Annotated in this window: 15 protein-coding genes and 1 tRNA gene; 6 read left to right on the plus strand and 10 right to left on the minus strand. The window is 64.1% G+C overall.

Translation table 11 applies throughout. The annotated features are described in order from the left end of the window. Nucleotides 1-371: 371 nt before the first annotated feature. Both AC3WMA_RS21915 and AC3WMA_RS21920 read right to left on the minus strand, forming a co-directional pair. Entirely contained in the window at nucleotides 372-851 is a 480-nt protein-coding gene (locus tag AC3WMA_RS21915; protein ID WP_076439594.1) for a hypothetical protein, read from the minus strand. A gap of 8 nt (nucleotides 852-859) precedes the next feature. After that, nucleotides 860-1,999 (minus strand): ImmA/IrrE family metallo-endopeptidase, encoded by a 1,140-nt coding sequence (locus AC3WMA_RS21920; protein ID WP_076439596.1) that lies wholly within the window; start codon nucleotides 1,997-1,999, stop codon nucleotides 860-862. 107 nt (nucleotides 2,000-2,106) lie between these two features. On the opposite strand from AC3WMA_RS21920, the gene AC3WMA_RS21925 reads away from it, so the two are divergent. From AC3WMA_RS21925 to AC3WMA_RS21940, 4 genes are all read left to right on the plus strand, one after another. Then, complete coding sequence (locus AC3WMA_RS21925; RefSeq protein WP_076439598.1) at nucleotides 2,107-2,763, plus strand: helix-turn-helix domain-containing protein; 657 nt, start codon at nucleotides 2,107-2,109, stop codon at nucleotides 2,761-2,763. A 48-nt stretch (nucleotides 2,764-2,811) separates the two neighbouring features. Next, the gene (gene mobF, locus AC3WMA_RS21930; protein ID WP_076439599.1) at nucleotides 2,812-5,448 is read left to right on the plus strand and encodes a MobF family relaxase; all 2,637 of its coding nucleotides are present in this window, start codon (nucleotides 2,812-2,814) and stop codon (nucleotides 5,446-5,448) included. 197 nt (nucleotides 5,449-5,645) lie between these two features. Then, nucleotides 5,646-5,963 (plus strand): hypothetical protein, encoded by a 318-nt coding sequence (locus AC3WMA_RS21935; protein ID WP_076439601.1) that lies wholly within the window; start codon nucleotides 5,646-5,648, stop codon nucleotides 5,961-5,963. 226 nt (nucleotides 5,964-6,189) lie between these two features. After that, nucleotides 6,190-7,857, plus strand: a complete 1,668-nt coding sequence (locus AC3WMA_RS21940) for a recombinase family protein (RefSeq protein WP_076439603.1) — start codon at nucleotides 6,190-6,192, stop codon at nucleotides 7,855-7,857. On the opposite strand, the gene AC3WMA_RS21945 is transcribed toward AC3WMA_RS21940, so the two are convergent. Further along, nucleotides 7,828-7,904, minus strand: a tRNA-Arg gene (locus AC3WMA_RS21945). The two genes, AC3WMA_RS21940 and AC3WMA_RS21945, sit on opposite strands and share 30 nt — an antisense overlap. 87 nt (nucleotides 7,905-7,991) lie before the next feature. On the opposite strand from AC3WMA_RS21945, the gene AC3WMA_RS21950 reads away from it, so the two are divergent. Next, nucleotides 7,992-8,588: a hypothetical protein gene (locus AC3WMA_RS21950; protein ID WP_492287454.1), complete on the plus strand. Its 597-nt coding sequence runs from the start codon at nucleotides 7,992-7,994 to the stop codon at nucleotides 8,586-8,588. Between the two features lie 182 nt (nucleotides 8,589-8,770). Then, nucleotides 8,771-9,289, plus strand: a complete 519-nt coding sequence (locus AC3WMA_RS21955; protein ID WP_492287455.1) for a hypothetical protein — start codon at nucleotides 8,771-8,773, stop codon at nucleotides 9,287-9,289. Nucleotides 9,290-9,322: 33 nt separating this feature from the next. On the opposite strand, the gene minE is transcribed toward AC3WMA_RS21955, so the two are convergent. The 7 genes from minE to AC3WMA_RS21990 form a co-directional block, all read right to left on the minus strand. Then, entirely contained in the window at nucleotides 9,323-9,589 is a 267-nt protein-coding gene (gene minE, locus AC3WMA_RS21960) for a cell division topological specificity factor MinE (RefSeq protein WP_199091428.1), read from the minus strand. Beyond that, nucleotides 9,586-10,401, minus strand: coding sequence for a septum site-determining protein MinD (minD, locus tag AC3WMA_RS21965; RefSeq protein WP_492287456.1), 816 nt, complete (start codon nucleotides 10,399-10,401; stop codon nucleotides 9,586-9,588). The genes minE and minD overlap by 4 nt, the downstream gene beginning before the upstream one ends. 34 nt (nucleotides 10,402-10,435) lie before the next feature. Next, the gene (gene minC, locus AC3WMA_RS21970; RefSeq protein WP_492287640.1) at nucleotides 10,436-11,170 is read right to left on the minus strand and encodes a septum site-determining protein MinC; all 735 of its coding nucleotides are present in this window, start codon (nucleotides 11,168-11,170) and stop codon (nucleotides 10,436-10,438) included. Nucleotides 11,171-11,467: 297 nt separating this feature from the next. Beyond that, entirely contained in the window at nucleotides 11,468-12,469 is a 1,002-nt protein-coding gene (locus AC3WMA_RS21975) for a D-cysteine desulfhydrase family protein (protein WP_492287457.1), read from the minus strand. A gap of 112 nt (nucleotides 12,470-12,581) precedes the next feature. After that, nucleotides 12,582-13,463, minus strand: coding sequence for an ABC transporter permease (locus tag AC3WMA_RS21980; RefSeq protein WP_492287458.1), 882 nt, complete (start codon nucleotides 13,461-13,463; stop codon nucleotides 12,582-12,584). Nucleotides 13,464-13,476: 13 nt separating this feature from the next. Next, a complete protein-coding gene (locus AC3WMA_RS21985; RefSeq protein WP_492287459.1) occupies nucleotides 13,477-14,418 on the minus strand; it encodes an ABC transporter permease in 942 nt (313 codons plus the stop codon). A 173-nt stretch (nucleotides 14,419-14,591) separates the two neighbouring features. After that, entirely contained in the window at nucleotides 14,592-16,193 is a 1,602-nt protein-coding gene (locus AC3WMA_RS21990; protein ID WP_492287460.1) for an ABC transporter substrate-binding protein, read from the minus strand. Between the last annotated feature and the right edge of the window lie 8 nt (nucleotides 16,194-16,201).

Genomic DNA, 16,201 nt, shown 5'->3' on the forward strand with positions numbered 1-16,201 from the left:
GTGTCGAAGCCCTGTGGGGCTTCAAACATCGGCGCTCAGACCCCTGCCGCAAAGGTGGAACCGGGACACCGCTTACGATATTGTTAGCTTTGAGTTAACCGAACTTCTCGATTTGAAGGCAGGCGATGTCAGTGAGTTAAGTTCTGCCAAATGAGCAAGACGCCTAAGCGCCCCCGCGACCCAAACCAATTGGCGAAGTCCGTGATCGATGCCGCAACGGGCGAGACTCAGACCAGCACTGAGACGCCGAGGGTCTCACGGGCGCAGAAGGCTGGCGCCGTAGGCGGCCCGGCGCGGGCTCGGTCTCTCTCGCCAGCCGAGCGTACGGAGATTGCGCGGATAGCCGCAGAAGCTCGATGGAAGAAGGGCGGCTAAGCCGCCTCATCGTCGTCATCGGGGGCATTCAACCTGAGTTCGATGTCGAACGTCAGGTCCATCGGAAGATCGATGGGCTCTTTCTCAGGGTTGATCGAATTCCAGTGCATGATGTCCAGGGTGAGCTGCAAACCATCGCCGACCATTTGCTCGCGTCGCGTGACTGCAGACTTTAGGAAAGGACCGCGCTCAGCTTCGTCAATGTCGATCCAGAAATCGTACTGCTTACCACCTCGCCAATCCTTGTAGTGATGGTTTGCGCGGTAATGCCGACCGGTTTTTCGGTCTCGACGGGTCTCTTCGCGCGCTGCATCGGCGAACTGTTGCGCGAGAACTTCTAGAGGGTCTTTAGGAATTGGGAGCGGCCAGCCCTTTTCGGCCGCCCATCGGGCAACTTCTTTCATCTCAATTTCGCGATTTTCGGTCTCATCCTTGTAAGCCCGGATCACGCGCTGCATTTCGCTTTTCTTCGACATGCCTGCTCCTATTGTTCAACCGGATACACGCTGCCCCAGCCATCAACTACGGCATTGGGCAGAACTGATGTGCGAACCTTCGATAGATAGTTTTGAAATCTGGCGTAATTTCCCGTCCGATGTCGTATTTGCCCAGCTATAAGCCCCGGATGGACATTGATCATCTTTGCAAAGGCTAAGATGTCGCGATCATGGAAGAACGGGGCCTTCCGCGCTACGAAGGCATCCATCATTTTCTTAGGGACGCAGAAATCAGCTGCAGCCTCATTTGCAATTCGCTCTTCCTCCGCAATGTCAGTTTCGGCGGCGGCATCGGCTGCCAGATCAGAATCGAGCATGACTTTGTCTTTGCCATGCCCTTGCAGCACATGTTCAATTTCATGCCGAAGAACGAACCAAAAATTGTCCAAGCGATCGAAGCGCATCGTCATTGCGATGACCGGCGATCGCTCGTTCAGCCAGAAGCACACGCCGTCAATCTTGGCTCCAGGCAGAGTCTCGACGATCAAATAGCGAACTCCAGCCTCACTTAATATCCGCGGAACCTTCCTTGCGCCTTCAGGCGAAATGAGGAGTGCCTTTAATTTCGGGAGCGCGGACAGCAGAACGTCGGAACTGTAGCGGGCGACCAGCATTTCCTCTGCGATCTTTCGTACGCGATACAGCCAAGCAATTTGCGTTGGTGACGCTGGCGCGCTGACCTCCGTCTTCTTTGCTGAGTGGGGCAGCACTTCGATGTCTTCGACGCGATTGGTTCCGAAGAATCGAACCAGTTCCTCCTCCACACGAGGGTCTCGAACATCTTTGGCGTTGATCCATCCCCGCTTGATCATATCCGATAGCGGCAGGCCATGATGAAGCTGCGCGCGTGTCGCTCTCTTCGGGTCTGGCTGCGCAACAATTCGGGCCTTTGCCAGATCGTAGGTGCATTGCAGTGCGAGAAAGATGCTCGCCTCGACGCCGAAAACCTCTTCGAGCAGAATGGCAAACTCCGCAGTCATCGGCTGCTTGTCAGACGAGAAGCGGTTGATCTTCTGCTCGTCCATGTCGAGCACGACGGCCAGGGTGCGCTTGGTCCACCCACGTTCCGAAAGAAGCCATTCCAGCAGTTGGCCCGGTGTCTTGAAGCGCGTCGTATCGAAAACCATGAAAATCCCCAGCCGCTATGGCGGCGCCATTAAAATATCGAGTTTTTAAAAATTTGCAAACTGACCTTTATGCTTGACTTGGTCCGCTGAAAGTCAGATTCAACAGCATGAACAAGCTCCCTTCTGCTGATCGTGCGCGCATCCTTCACCTTCTCTGCGAAGGCCAATCCATCCGCGCGATCACGCGGCTAACGGGGGCGAGCAAGAACACCGTCGCGAAGCTGCTGGTGGACACGGGCAAGGCGTGTATGGCTTTCCATGACGCCGCCGTGCGGGACGTGAAGGCGAAGCTCGTTCAGGTCGATGAAATTTGGAGTTTCACTTACGCCAAGCAAAAGAACGCCGCCACCGCGAAAGCCGCGCCAGCGGCGGCTGGCGACACTTGGACTTGGACGGCGATCGACGCTGATACCAAGTTGATTGTCAGCTATTTCGTCGGCGGTCGCGATGGCGAGTGCGCCATGTGGTTCATGGGTGATCTCGCGTCACGCCTCACCAACGGCTTATCTAAGAAGGTTGAGAGCTACGCCTTCGCCGTCGCACTCCACATGATGTATTACAACTTCGTCCGCATCCACTCGACGCTGCGGATGCCGCCGGCCATGGCGGCGGGCGTTTCGGATCGGCTTTGGGAGATCAGCGATATTGTCGCGCTGGTCGAAGCTGAAGAAGCCAAGACCGCCGCGAAGCGCGGTCCTTACAAAAAGCGCCGGCTCAAATTTCAAACTGACCCATCACCTACGCGAGTTAATCCCAAACTTTGAAGGCGCCCTGCCGGCTAATTCGAAGGCCTCCTGTCATCGGAGGCCGTCTTGGTCGCTACCTGGAATCCTGCCGCAGCCAGCGCCTATTACCTCCGCGGCGCTGAGTACTATCTCGGCACCGTCGAGCCGGCTGGCCGTTGGTATGCTCCCGCCGGCGATTTCGGGCTCGCGGATGGCGCCGAGGTCGAGCCAGTCGCATTCGAGCGCCTCTACGCAGGCGTCGGCGCCGATGGCAAAACCCTGCTCACGCAGGGCGGCAGGACGGACCGCGTTCCGGCCTTCGACGTCACCTTCAGCGCGCCGCGTTCAGTCGGCCTGGCCTGGGCATTCGCCGAGCCGGAACTCAAGGCCGCCATCGAAGCCGCGCAGGAGCGTGCGGTCCGTTCAGCTCTCGGTGTCGTCGAGCGCGAAGCGATGTGGGCGCGCCGTGGCAAAGGCGGCCTGACGCTCGAGCCGGTCCCGCTCTCGGCTGCCCTGTTCCAGCATGGCGAAAGCCGCCCGGCCGAACATGCCGATGGACGGGTCTTCGGCGATCCGAATCTACACACCCATGCCGTCGTCCTCAATCTCGCCACGCGCGCGGACGGGTCCGTCGGAGCCATCCATTCTAAGATCCTGCGCGACTGGAAGATGGCGGCGGGTGCGCAGTATCACGCCGCGCTCGCGCATCAGCTCGAAGCCCTTGGCTTCGCGCTCGATCGTCTCGATTACAACGGCACTTTCGAGCTCACCGGCGTCGACGACGCGCTGATCCGGTATTTCAGCGCACGGCGAAGGGAGATCGAAGACGAGCTCGCCGAGCACCAGGTGACCAGCCGCTCGGCCGCGGCGCTCGCCTCCGCGATCACCCGGGCGACACGCGACGCGAAGAGCGAAGCCGGCACCCGCTCGCGCGAGGAGATCTGGGCCGAGGCCGCTGCGGCGCGGGGCGTCGCCGTCGAAACGTTTGCCGACGACCTTTACCGACCGAACCGCCAGCCCGAATTGGAGCGCGGCGAGCGATTGCTGGCCGATCGGCTTGCGGCGCTCCCGAGCGAACTCACCGAGACCCGCAGCGTCTTTGAGCGGCGCGATCTCTTCCGCGCCGTGGCGGCCGCGCTCGTCGGCACCGGATTGCCGGCCGAGCGTACGGGGCCTGAGGTGGATCGCCTGCTTCGCGACGGTGCGATCGTCGAGATCGGCCGCGATCCGATCGGGCTTCCGCGCTACTCGACTTCCGAAATGGTCTCGATCGAGCGCCAGGTCATCGACATCGCGCGCGACCTCGCAACCGATCTCGGCAAGGGCATCGATCGGGACGCGTTGATCGTACGATGCAATGCCGCCGGCCTCAGCCCCGAACAGAGAGATGCCGCGATCGCGGCGACGAACGCCCAGGCCATCGCGATCATCGAGGGCGCGCCGGGCAGCGGCAAGACCACGACGCTTGCTCCGGTCGTCAGCGAGTATCAGGAGGCAGGCTATCGGGTCCTCGGCGCGGCTTCCGCCTGGCGCATCGCCCGGATGCTGCAGACCGATCTCCGCATCGAAGCTCGCGCAACCGCAAGCTGGATCGAAAAGGCGAAGCGAGGACACAAGGTCCTCGATCAGGACACCGTCCTCATCGTCGATGAAGCCGGCCTGCTCTCGTCGCGCGACATGCATGCGATCCTGTCCGAGGTGCAGCGAGCAAGTGCGAAGCTCATCCTCGTCGGCGATCGCGGCCAGCTTCAGGCGATCGGAGCCGGACCGGGCCTAGACCTCGTCAGCCGCGCCGTCGAGGCCGCCCGCGTCGAGACGATCGTGCGTCAGCGCGACGCCTGGGCACGAGATGCCGTGCGCGATTTCGGCGCCGGCGAGACCGGTCGCGCGCTCGACGCCTTCGCCGAGCGTGGACTACTCGTCGAGGTGCAGGGCGCCCGGTCAGCGATCACGGCGATCGTCGATCGCTGGGAGGCGGCCCAGGATGCAGATCCGACCGCCTCCACCCTGCTTCTGGCCAGGACCAATGCGCAGGTCGGGGCGATCTCGCGCGAGGTTCGCAGCCGACTCAAAGACAGGGGACTGATCCACGGCCCTGAGATCGAAATCGCGGCGGTCACCCCGTCCGGCCATGCGAGCCAGATCATGCTGGCGGCGGGTGATCACATCCGCTTCCTTGTTCGCAACGACGAACTCGGCGTCGTAAACGGCTCGACCGGGACCGTCACCAAGGTGATGGAGCAACCCGAACGGGATGCGCCGGATGGGCGCAGGATTCGGATCGAAGCTGTCACGGGTGGCCGTCTCGTCACGTTCGACCCCGCCGCGCTCGCCGACGAGAAGGGCCGCGTCCGTCTCGGCTGGGGCTATGCGAGCTCAATCTACGGCAGTCAGGGCCTGACCGTCGACCGGACGCTCGTCCTCGCCGATCCCGCGCTTGATCGCCATGACATCTATGTCGCCGCGAGCCGGGCGCGAGGCGAGACGACGCTCGTCGTCGATACGGAAGCGATCGATCGTCATCTGCTCGCCGACCGCCCTCTCGACCGACAGACGCCGGATGCCGTGCCGTCGGCGCTAGAACGCCGTGCCTGGCTCGCCGGGCGCCTGTCGCGGTCCAACGTCAAGCTCTCGACCGTCGCGGTGGTCGAAGCCGATCGCGACCGGACGAAAAGCCGGACCCCGACCGCCTCACGACGCCGCGAGCTCGACCATGAGCTCTGAGCGCGAGGCGGGGCCGATCGTCGTCGACGACTGGCCCGAACCGGTCCCGGTAACGCCGGCCGAGCTCCACGTGATCGAGACCTATCTCGGTCGCTTTCTCGACGAAATCCTGACCCCACCGGGCAGGCAGGGCCGTGGAGAGCCTCCCCCGAAACCAGCCCGGCCCGTGCCACCAACTCGATCAGAAGGAACTCGACATGAATGAACAGCAGCATCTGCAGGAGCTCATTGAAATGGCCAACGCGAACCAGGGCCTTATCCTCCGGAGCGAGAACCAAACGAGCGCCTTGGCCGAGATCATTTGCGCGAGCGATATCGTCTGGGGAATCTGGCAGGATGAGAGCTGCCCGCACGGCGTCGACAGCATGATCATCAAGGGCCGGGGTCGGCTGATGCTGATCCAGCAGGCCCCGCGTGCCGTGACCGTCAAGATGACGGCCGTGCCCTGCAGGGAACTGGCCGAGGCCGAGGCCATGCGTCAGATCTTCGGCGACGGACGTGCCGTACCTGGATAGGCCGCTCCTGTGGCGGCACCTGCGCTAGCCATCGTCCACAGGCTCGATAACCTCGGCCGCCAGCATGATGCGGGGGCTGAGAGATAGCGAGCGCCGGTTTGCCCCAGTTGTCACTGGCGCGAGATCAATCCGAGTGAGGATGCCGTTCGTCGCCTCACTGTAAATATTTGATCTATAAGAAGAATTATGCTCTAATGCAGAAATCGATCTGCGCAGGAAAGCAAAGATGAACAAGTATCTCCACAAGTCGAATTTTGAGTCGACGATATCGGACGGCTCCGTTCGAGCCTGTGGATACTTTCGTGTGTCGACCGGACGGCAAGCCGAATCTGACCTTTCGATCCCCGATCAGCGCAAACAGATCCTCGCCTTCTGCGCCGGCAAGGGCTGGAACCTCGTCGCCGAATATGTCGAGCCCGGCGCCTCGGCGACCGACGATGCCAGGCCGGAATTCCAGAAGATGATCGAGCGCGCAACCGACGACGATCGGCCGTTTGATATCGTCCTGGTGCATTCCTTCAGCCGCTTCTTCCGCGATGCCTTCGGCCTGGAAATGTATATCCGCAAGCTGGCGAAGGCGGGCGTGCGGCTCGTCTCCATCACCCAGGAACTGGGAGATGACCCGGCTCAGGTGATGATGCGCCAGGTGATCGCGCTGTTCGACGAATATCAGAGCCGGGAGAACGCAAAGCACGTATTACGTGCAATGAAGGAAAATGCACGTCAAGGTTTCTACAATGGCTCGCCGGTTCCGCTCGGTTACACCACCGCTGAAGTCGAGAAGCGCGGCAACCGGGCAAAGAAGAAGCTCGTCGAAGATCCTGTCGAAGCGGAGACCGTACGGCAGATCTTCAAGCTCTATCGGTCCGGCGACGGGACCGGCGGGCCGCTTGGGATCAAGCAACTCACTTGCTGGCTGAACCAACGTGGCTACCGGACACGAAAAGGGGCCCGCTTCGGCGTCGCGACCGTGCATGGCATCCTGACCAACACCGTCTATATCGGCCAGTGGATCTTCAACAAGCGCGATTCCAAGACCCTCGCCGAGAAGCCGGCGAGCGAGCAGATCGTCGTCGAGGTGCCAGCCATTATCCCGCGTGATGAATTCGACGCGGTGCAGGCGCGCATGAAGGTCAACGCCCCGATGACCACGCCGCCGCGCGTGGTCACCGGCCCGATCCTGCTGACCGGGCTTGCGACCTGCGCGACCTGCTCGGGCGCGATGACCCTGCGGACTGGCACCTCGAAATCAGGACAGGTCCACCGCTACTACTCATGCTCCGTTCACGGCCGGATGGGTAAGACGGCCTGCAAGGGGCGATCCATCCGGATGGACAGGCTCGACACGCTCGTCACCGACCACCTCGTCGACCACCTATTCCAGCCCGACCGGCTCACGGTCATGCTCGCCGGCCTGGCGGCGGGGCGGGCCGAGCGCGCGCTGGAGGTCGACACCCGGATCACCACGCTGCAGACCGAAGCCAGCCAGGCTGAGGACAGGTTGAGGCGCCTCTACAAGATGGTCGAGGATGGCGTGACCGATCTCGACGACCTGCTGACGGAGCGGGTCGCCGCCCTCAAGCTGGAGCGTGATCGCGCCACCGCTGCGCTGGAGCGAATCAAGGCGCAAGCCGCCCCGCCGACCACCCTGGAGCCTGAGGCTATCGAGCGCTTCGGGCGCCTCATGCGCGAAAGCGTCACCTCCGGAGACATTCCGTTCCGCAAGGCCTACATCCGGTCCGTCGTCGATCGCGTCGAAGTCGACGACGATCTCGTCCGCATCATCGGGGATAAGACCACCCTGGAGCAGGCCATCGCGGGCAATGCCGCGCGCAATCTGGGTGTTCGCAGTTTTGAACGGAAGTGGCGCGCCCGACACGATTCGAACGTGTGACCTTTGCCTTCGGAGGGCAACGCTCTATCCAGCTGAGCTACGGGCGCTTTCCGTGCAGGCTGGATAGCCGATCCCCGCCGCTTCGGCAATGCGGGATTTCGGATGCCGCACAGTTCTCCGCGGGCGAGCGGTCCTTGCTCGCATCGCATCACGCGTGGCCCCTGACCAGCATCTCGTCCATTGCGCGCCAGCTCGGCGCAATGACCATGGAAAGGTGGTGGGAAACATCTTACCGTCTGCCGATGCTGATCGAACATGAGCGCGCGATCATTTACCGGCAGCGGCCGTTGCCGCTCCCGCTGAGGCTTTTCATTTTGGTGCTTGGACTGGGCATCGGGATTATGATCCCGATACCATTCATGATTCACGCGGATTGGGGAACGCCCTCGCCAACGCTGCTCCTGGCTGCGCTTTGCATCATCGTTCCGGTCGTCCTCGGCAGCTTCTTCGTGATCCTGTCATTCGTAAGCTCCACCGAACTCAGGCTCGACCCGACGGCGGGATGCGCCGTGAGGATCATGCGCGGGCCCTTTCTGAAGCGTCACGAAACCTATCCGTTTTCGGCGCTCACGCCGCCGGTGCTGATCATGAGAGACAGCGAGGACGGCCCATACCCTGTTCTGCGCCTGCGCCTGCCCAAATGGCCGGTGGTGGAAATGAGCGATTTTTCGGGGCGCCCAGAAGCGGAGAAATGGCGGGAGCGTATTGCGGCAGTCCTCGCGAAAACCTGAGCGGGCTACGCGGTCGCAGGTCAATGGCGTCGCCAGCCTGCCCGAGACGTTTTTCTTCTGAGCCCCGTAGCGAGGCCTGAGTTCGATCCTTGGCTTGGGCTAACCGCCATACCAGCTTGGATTTGAGGGCGAACTCGACGGTGCATGTTGCCGAGGGCCGCTGCCGGTGACAGTGAGACGGCATGCCGATTCGCGACGATATCCCGGCCGACATCCGGCGCGCTGCCTGCGCCTTTCACGAGGCCGGCCACATCATCGTCGGCTGGGAGCATGGGCGCTACATCACGCATGCCTGGCTGCGGCCGCCCTATGGCTTCTCGGGCGAGACCTGCTTCGAGCCCTACAAGCGAGGATTCCAGGCTGACAACCCGATAGACCGCCAGCGGGCCGAGGTCGAGATTACCATCCTCTCCGCCGGTTATTGCGGCGAGATGATCTACTGGAACGAGGAAGGGCTGAAATGGTATCCCGGCGCGATCGGCTCGCATGAGGACGATCTCCGCCAGATGCGGCCCTATATCGCCCTGTTGCCGCCTCAGGACGAGGCCGCCTTGCGCGCACGCTGCGCGACGACCGCCACCGCGATCCTGTACCGGCCGGCGATGCTCGCGGCCCAGGCTGTGATCGCCCGGCGGCTGTTCGAGCGGCGCCGCATCGATCGCGACGAGGTCGATGCGATATTGGGGCGCGCGACGGGCTGATAGCCGCCGCGCACCCGAAACGCTGTCCAGCGGTTACGCTGCCTTCTTGCCGGCGTCGAAGGGCACTTCGATATCGACGGCGAGCGTCGAGACCTGGGCGCCGCGCTCCATCCGGACGCTGACCTTGTCGTCGTCGATCTGCATGTGCTTGGAGATTGCGCGCAGGATTTCGTCGCGCAGCTTGCCGAGGAGGTCGGCATCGCCGCCGGTCGCGGCACGCTCATGGGCGAGCAACACCTGCAGCCTTTCCCGGGCAGCGGGGGCCGAGCGGGGGCGGGAGAAGAGACGAAGCAGGTTCATGCCGCCTTCCTTCCGAAGAACTTGCCGAAGAAGCCGCGCTTCTCGCCGGGGACCGTGACCGGGAGTTGCTCGCCCTTGAGCCGGCGCACAGCATCGAAATAGGCGATGGACGGGGCGCTGCCCTGGTCGGCGAGCGTGACGGGCGAGCCGATATTGGAGGCGCGCAGCACGTCCATGCTCTCGGGGATGATGCCGAGCAGCGGGATCGACAGGATCTCCAGCACGTCGTCGACCTTCAGCATGTCGCCGCGCTCGGCGCGGAGAGGGTCGTAGCGGGTCAGCAGCAGGTGCTTCTCCATGCGCTCGCCATTCTCGGCCTTGAGCGTCTTGGAATCGAGCAGGCCGATGATCCGGTCGGAATCGCGCACCGAGGAGACTTCCGGATTGGTCACGACGATCGCGATATCGGCATGGCGCATCGCCAGCGTCGCGCCGCGCTCGATGCCGGCCGGGCTGTCGCAGATCACCCAGTCGAAATTCGCCTTCAGCGCGCCGATGACAGCCGCGACGCCTTCCGCCGTCAGGTTGTCCTTGTCGCGGGTCTGCGAGGCGGGCAGCAGGTAGAGCGTCTCGACCCGCTTGTCGCGGATCAACGCCTGGGTGAGCTTGGCCTCGCCCTGGATGACGTTGACGAGATCGTAGACCACGCGCCGCTCGGCGCCCATGACCAGGTCGAGATTGCGCAGGCCGACGTCGAAATCGACGACCACGACCTTGTCTCCGCCCTGGGCGAGCGCGGCGCCGAGCGCGGCCGACGATGTCGTCTTGCCGACGCCGCCCTTGCCCGATGTGACGACGATGACCTTGCCCATTGACCGCTCCTTTATGACTGTTGATGCCTTCGCCTCAGGCGAGCGCTTCGACCTTGAACGCTTCGCCGTCGAGCCAGATCTGCACGGGCTTGCCGCGGAATTCCGGACCCATGTCCTCGGCCGTCTTGTAGTAGCCGTCGATCGCGATCAGCTCGGCCTCGAGCTTGCGGCAGAAGATGCGCGCCGCCGCATTGCCCATCGTGCCCGCCATCGCCCGCCCGCGCAGGGTGCCGTAGACATGGATCGAGCCGCCCGCGACGATCTCGGCGCCCGAGGCGACCGAGCCGACGACGGTGACATCGCCTTCGAGGAAGACCAGCGACTGGCCCGAACGCACCGGCTGCGTCACGATGATCGACGGCACCGCCTTCGGCAGGTCCGGCATGACCGGCTCGGCGACCGCGACGATCTCGGCCTTGGTGGCCTCAGCCGCGACTGGGAGTTCGAAATCGGCCGTCGGACGCCCGTCAGCCATGGCCGGCGGTAGGTCAGAGCCGAGCAGGGCAGGCGAAGCGCCCTCGATGCCCATGATCCGGACCTGACGCGAACCGAGCTGGCTGACGAAGGTGCGAAGCTGCGCCCGGTCGATATCCAGTCCGGTGATGTCGAGCACCACGGGGCGCCGCAGGAAGAAGCCGGCGGAGCGCGAGGCGAGATCGTCGAGCCGCGCAAGCCAGTCCTCGAAGGGCAGCTCCGGGGTCAGCGTCAGCGCAAGATAGGACCGCCCCTTGAGGCGGATGGGCCGGGGTTGAGTTAACACGTCGGTTATCTTGGTAAATTTTCGGTTGCTTCGGTGTATCGAGGAAATGGTTAACAGGTCGTAAACCGGGGCCTCGAACGGGCCTGCTCGATAGGGGGCGAGGGAGGCTGTCCACAGCCTCATGGTCAGCGCGGAATGAGGCGTTATTCGCCGTCATGCTCGGGCTTGACCCGAGCATCTCAGGACGGAAAGGCGCTTCTTCCTGCACGAGATTCTCCGGTCAAGCCCGAGAATGACGGCCCGTCCGGGCTCTCTGTCGAGTGTTATCCCGGAAGGACGACATCGCACTGCAAATCGCCGAGGCGACTACCCCTGAAACACCTCGGGGTAGGCATAGAGCCCCGGTGCGCCGCCGGTATGCCAGAAGACGACGGTCTCGTCGGGGCCGATGGCGCCGCTCCGGACCAGCGCGATCAGCCCGGCCATCGCCTTGCCGGTATAGACCGGGTCGAGAAGGATCCCTTCCGTCCGGGCGACCAGCTCGACGGCCTCGATCATCGCAGGCGTCGGCTGGCCATAGCCGGAGCCGACCTGTGAATCATCGATCTCAAGCGCGACCTGCTGGCCCTGCTGCCGGCCCTCCAGCGTGTAGATGTCATTCACCAGCCCTGAGACGATGACGCCCGCCTGCTCGGTGGAGCGGGATACGCTGACGCCTCGCACGCGGCAGGCAAGCCCGGCATCCTCGACGCCGGCGAGGATGCCGGCATGGGTGCCGCCGCTGCCCGTCGGCACGACGATATGGTCGATAGCAACGGCTTCGGCTTTCGCCTGCCCGGCCAGTTCCAGAAGCGCGTCGCGATAGGCGAGGCTGCCCAGCGCATTGGAGCCGCCGACCGGGATGAAATACGGGCGTTTCCCCTGTGCCTTCAGTCCCGCTACCGCCTCGTCGGCGATGGCGGTCGCATCCCCGCCGGGCGGGAACAGGCGGATCTCCGCCCCGAAGATTCGGTCGAGCAGCCAGTTGCCGTTGGTCCGATAGGATTCACTGCGATTCGCCACCGAATCGGTCAGCAGCAGCACGCAGGCGAGCCCGTTGCGCGCGGCCGCGGCCGCCGTCTGGCGGGCGTGGTTCGACTGGATCGCGCCCATGGTGACCAGCGTGTCGGCGCCCTGCTTCAGGGCCTCGGCAACCAGATATTCGAGCTTGCGCACCTTGTTGCCGCCGCCGGCGAAACCGGTGCAGTCGTCGCGCTTCATCCAGATCGACGGTCCTACACCGTTCCGGGCGAGAGCCTGCGTGAGGCGCGGCAATGGCTCGAAAGGCGTCGGCAGCAGCGCCAGTCGGATCGTGTCGCGTCGGTTCATCCCGGCAGGCTCCCAGCTTCGTGTCGCCATCGATGGCGAGGGCAGCATAGCGCGGTGCCGGAGATTCGCCGGGCGTGCCGATGCATGCCCGGCGTGCAGTGTGGTCGTGAGGCTAGAGCCGCCGCGACAGGCGCGGATCGAGCCGGTCGCGCAGGCCGTCGCCGAGCAGGTTCACCGCCAGCACGACCAGCGCGAGCGCGATCGCCGGGCAGAAGATCGTCCAGGGCGCGCGGGCGAGGTAGAGGCGGCTCGACGCGATCATGTTGCCCCAGCTCGGCACCTCCGGCGGCACGCCCGCACCGAGGAAGGAGAGCGAGGCTTCGACCAGGATCGCCGAGGCGCAGATATAGGTTGCCTGCACGATCAAGGGCGCGATCGTGCTCGGCATGATGTGCCAGAACAGGAGGCGCGGCGTGCGCGCTCCGCAGGCGCGCGCGGCCTCGACGAAGGGCAGCTCCTTGACGCTGAGCACGATCGAGCGGACGAGGCGGACGACGCGCGGCAGTTCCGGGATCGAGATCGCCGCGATGACGATCCCGATGCTGCCCTGGTTCAGGGAAACCATGGCGATCGCCAGCAGGATCGCGGGGATCGCCATCAGCCCGTCCATCAGGCGCATCACGATCGCGTCGAAGCGACGGTAATAGCCGGCGAAGAGGCCGATGGTCAGGCCGATCAGGATCGAGATCGTCGCGACGCTGAAGCCGACGATCAGCGAGACGCGGGAGCCGTAGACGGTGCGCGCGAAGACATCCTGCCCGAGCTGGTCAGTGCCGAAGCGCAGTTCGGGCGAGGGCGGCTGGAGCCGCCGCGTCGGGGCCTTCAGCATCGGGTCGCCGGCTATCAGCGGCGCGATGATCGCGACGATGAGGAAGAAGATCAGGATGGCGGCGCCGAGCAGCATCGTCGGGTTGCGGCGCACGAAGCGGCCGATCCGGGCGAGGCGGCTGCCGGCGGGGGGAGCGGGAACGGTCGGGGCATCGATTGCGGTCATCGGTCTCGCCTCCTCAATGCCGGATGCGGGGATCGATGAGCGAATAGGAGAGATCGACCGCGAGGTTGATCAGCACGTAAACGCCGGAGAAGACGAGGATCACGCCCTGGATGATCGGGTAGTCGCGCTTCGAGATCGCATCGACCACGAGGCGGCCGATGCCGGGGATGTTGAACACCGTCTCGGTGATCACGACGCCGCCGATCAGCAGGGCGACGCCGATGCCGATCACGGTGATGATCGGCACGCCGGCATTCTTCAGCGCGTGCTTCATCAGCATCGTGCGCGCCGAGACGCCCTTGGCATTGGCGGTGCGGATATAGTCCTCCTCCAGCACCTCCTGCATCGAGGCCCGCGTCATCCGCGCGATCAGCGCGACATAGGCGAGGCCGAGCGTCACCGTCGGCAGCACGAGGTGCATGAACCACGGGCCGAGCCCGTCGAGGATCGGCCGGTAGCCCTGCACGGGCAGCCAGCGCAGTTCGATCGCGAAGACATAGATCAGGCAGTAGCCGACCACGAAGGTCGGCATGGAGAAGCCGAGCACGGAAAAGCCCATCAGCAGGCGGTCGACCGGCCGCCCGGCCTTCCAGGCGGCGAGCACGCCGAGCGTGACCGCGATCGAGACCGCGAAGATCATGGTGAGGATGGCGAGCGACAGCGTCGGCTCGAGCCGTTGCAGGATCAGCGTCGAGACCGGCGTGCTGGAGAAGATCGAGACGCCGAGATCACCCTGGATCACGCGCAGCGCCCAGCGCCCGAACTGGACGAGCAGGGGATCGTCGAGGCCGAGCCGCTGGCGGATCGCGACGATCTGCTGTGGCGTGGCGTAGTCGCCGGCGATGATCGCGGCGGGGTCGCCGGCCGAGAGATGGAGCAGCAGGAAGACGAAGATGCCCACCAGCGTCATCACCAGGATGGTCGATGCCAGGCGCTGTACCAGATAACTCAGCATGGATTCGGTCGTCCTCCGTCTGCTTGTTCTTTTGGGCGGGCTGCTGGAATGCCCGCTGGCGCACGGCTTGCGTGCTCGCCCTCACGCCGCCGGCACGATCACCTGAAGACGGTCGGACCTATGGAGCCCGCCCGAAGGCGGGCTCCACGGATCGGTTCTTGATCGGGCTGAAATCAGCCCTTCTTGACGTTCCAGAACGGGATCAACTCGGGCATGCCGATCAGTCCGGTCAGGTTGCGCAGCGCCGCCGGCTGGAACCACTGGCCGAAATAGGCATGCGGCACGAAATCCCAGGCGTTCTGCTGGATGTCGCGGGCAATCTGCTTGCGCTCGGCATCGGTCGAGGCACCCGCCCATTTGTCGCGCAATTGCTCATGCAGCTCGTTGCTCGGCCAGCCGAACCAGCCCTTTTCGCCGCTGGCCGCATGGCCGCTGAGCGAGACCGGGTTGCCGAAGGCGTTGACCGAGCCGGAGGTGAAGAACACGTTCCAGCCGCCCTGATCCGGCGCGGCCTTGACGGCGCGGCGGGTGACGACGGCGCCCCAGTCGGAGGCCTGCAGCGAGACGTTGAAGCCGGCCTGGCGCATCCATTGCGCGATCAGGTTCGCGGCGTTGTTCATATAGGCGATGTTGGTCGCCTGCAGCACGACGACCGGGCGCCCGTCATATCCGGACTCCTTCACGAGCTGCTTCGCCTTCTCGATATTCGGCGCGCCCTTGAACCAGTCGATATTGGCGTCGTTCTCCATCGGCGTGCCCATGCCGAACAGCGAGGAGCAGCCACGGAAGTATTTCTCGTCGCCGAAGGTCGCCTTCATCACCTCTGTCGGGTGGATGAGGTGCAGCATAGCCTGGCGGGCCTTGAGGTTGTTGAACGGGGGATGGAGCCAGTTCACGCGCGCCCAGCCTAGCTGGCCCTGCTTGTTCAGCACCTCGAGCTTGATCGCCTTCTCGCCGGCGAGCGAGTCGAGCAGATCGACATTGGGGTACTCGATCATGTCGATCTCGCCGGCCCGGATCGCGGCGATCGCGGTCGCCTCGTCGGCGATGTTCTCGAACACGACGCGGTCGACATTCACGACCTTGCCGCCGGAGGTCATCACCGCCGGCTCGGAGCGCGGCACGTAATTGGCGTTGCGGTCGTAGACATAGCGCTGGCCCTGGACTACCGCACTCTCGTTGAAGGTGAAGGGGCCCGAGCCGATGATCGTGCTGATCTGCTGGTTCGGGTCGGTTCCGGCCTCCTTCTCGCGCATGATGTAGCAGACATTGGTCGCGGCCTTGGCGAGCCATTCCACCACGAGCCCATAGGGCTCTTTCATCACGATCTGGAAGGTCTTGTCGTCCTTCACCGGGGTATCGGCGAGGCGCGCCATCATGTGCTGGCCGCCGCCGTCGCGGGCGCCCCAGCGCCGGATCGAGGCGACGCAATCCTTCGCGGTAACGGGCGTGCCGTCAGTGAAGCGCAGGCCGTCGCGCAGCTCGAACGTATAGGTCTTGCGGTCATCCGAGAGCGACCATTTCGAGACCATTTGCGGCTGCGGCTCGAACTTGTCGTTCACGCCGAACAGCGTGTCGTAGACCATGCCGGCGTGATAGGAGGTCATGTTCGCCGTCGTCCAGATCGGATCGAAGACGCGAAGGTCGCCATGCAGGACGGCGCGGATGGTGCGGGCGGCTGAAGGGGTGGTCTGGGCGCGGATCGTGGCTGGCGCGGAGATGATCGCACCGGTTGCCAATCCGCCTTGAACGAAGCGTCTGCGTGTCGTGGTCATGTCGTTCT

The organism is Allobosea sp. FW305-C-101, from assembly GCF_058783685.1.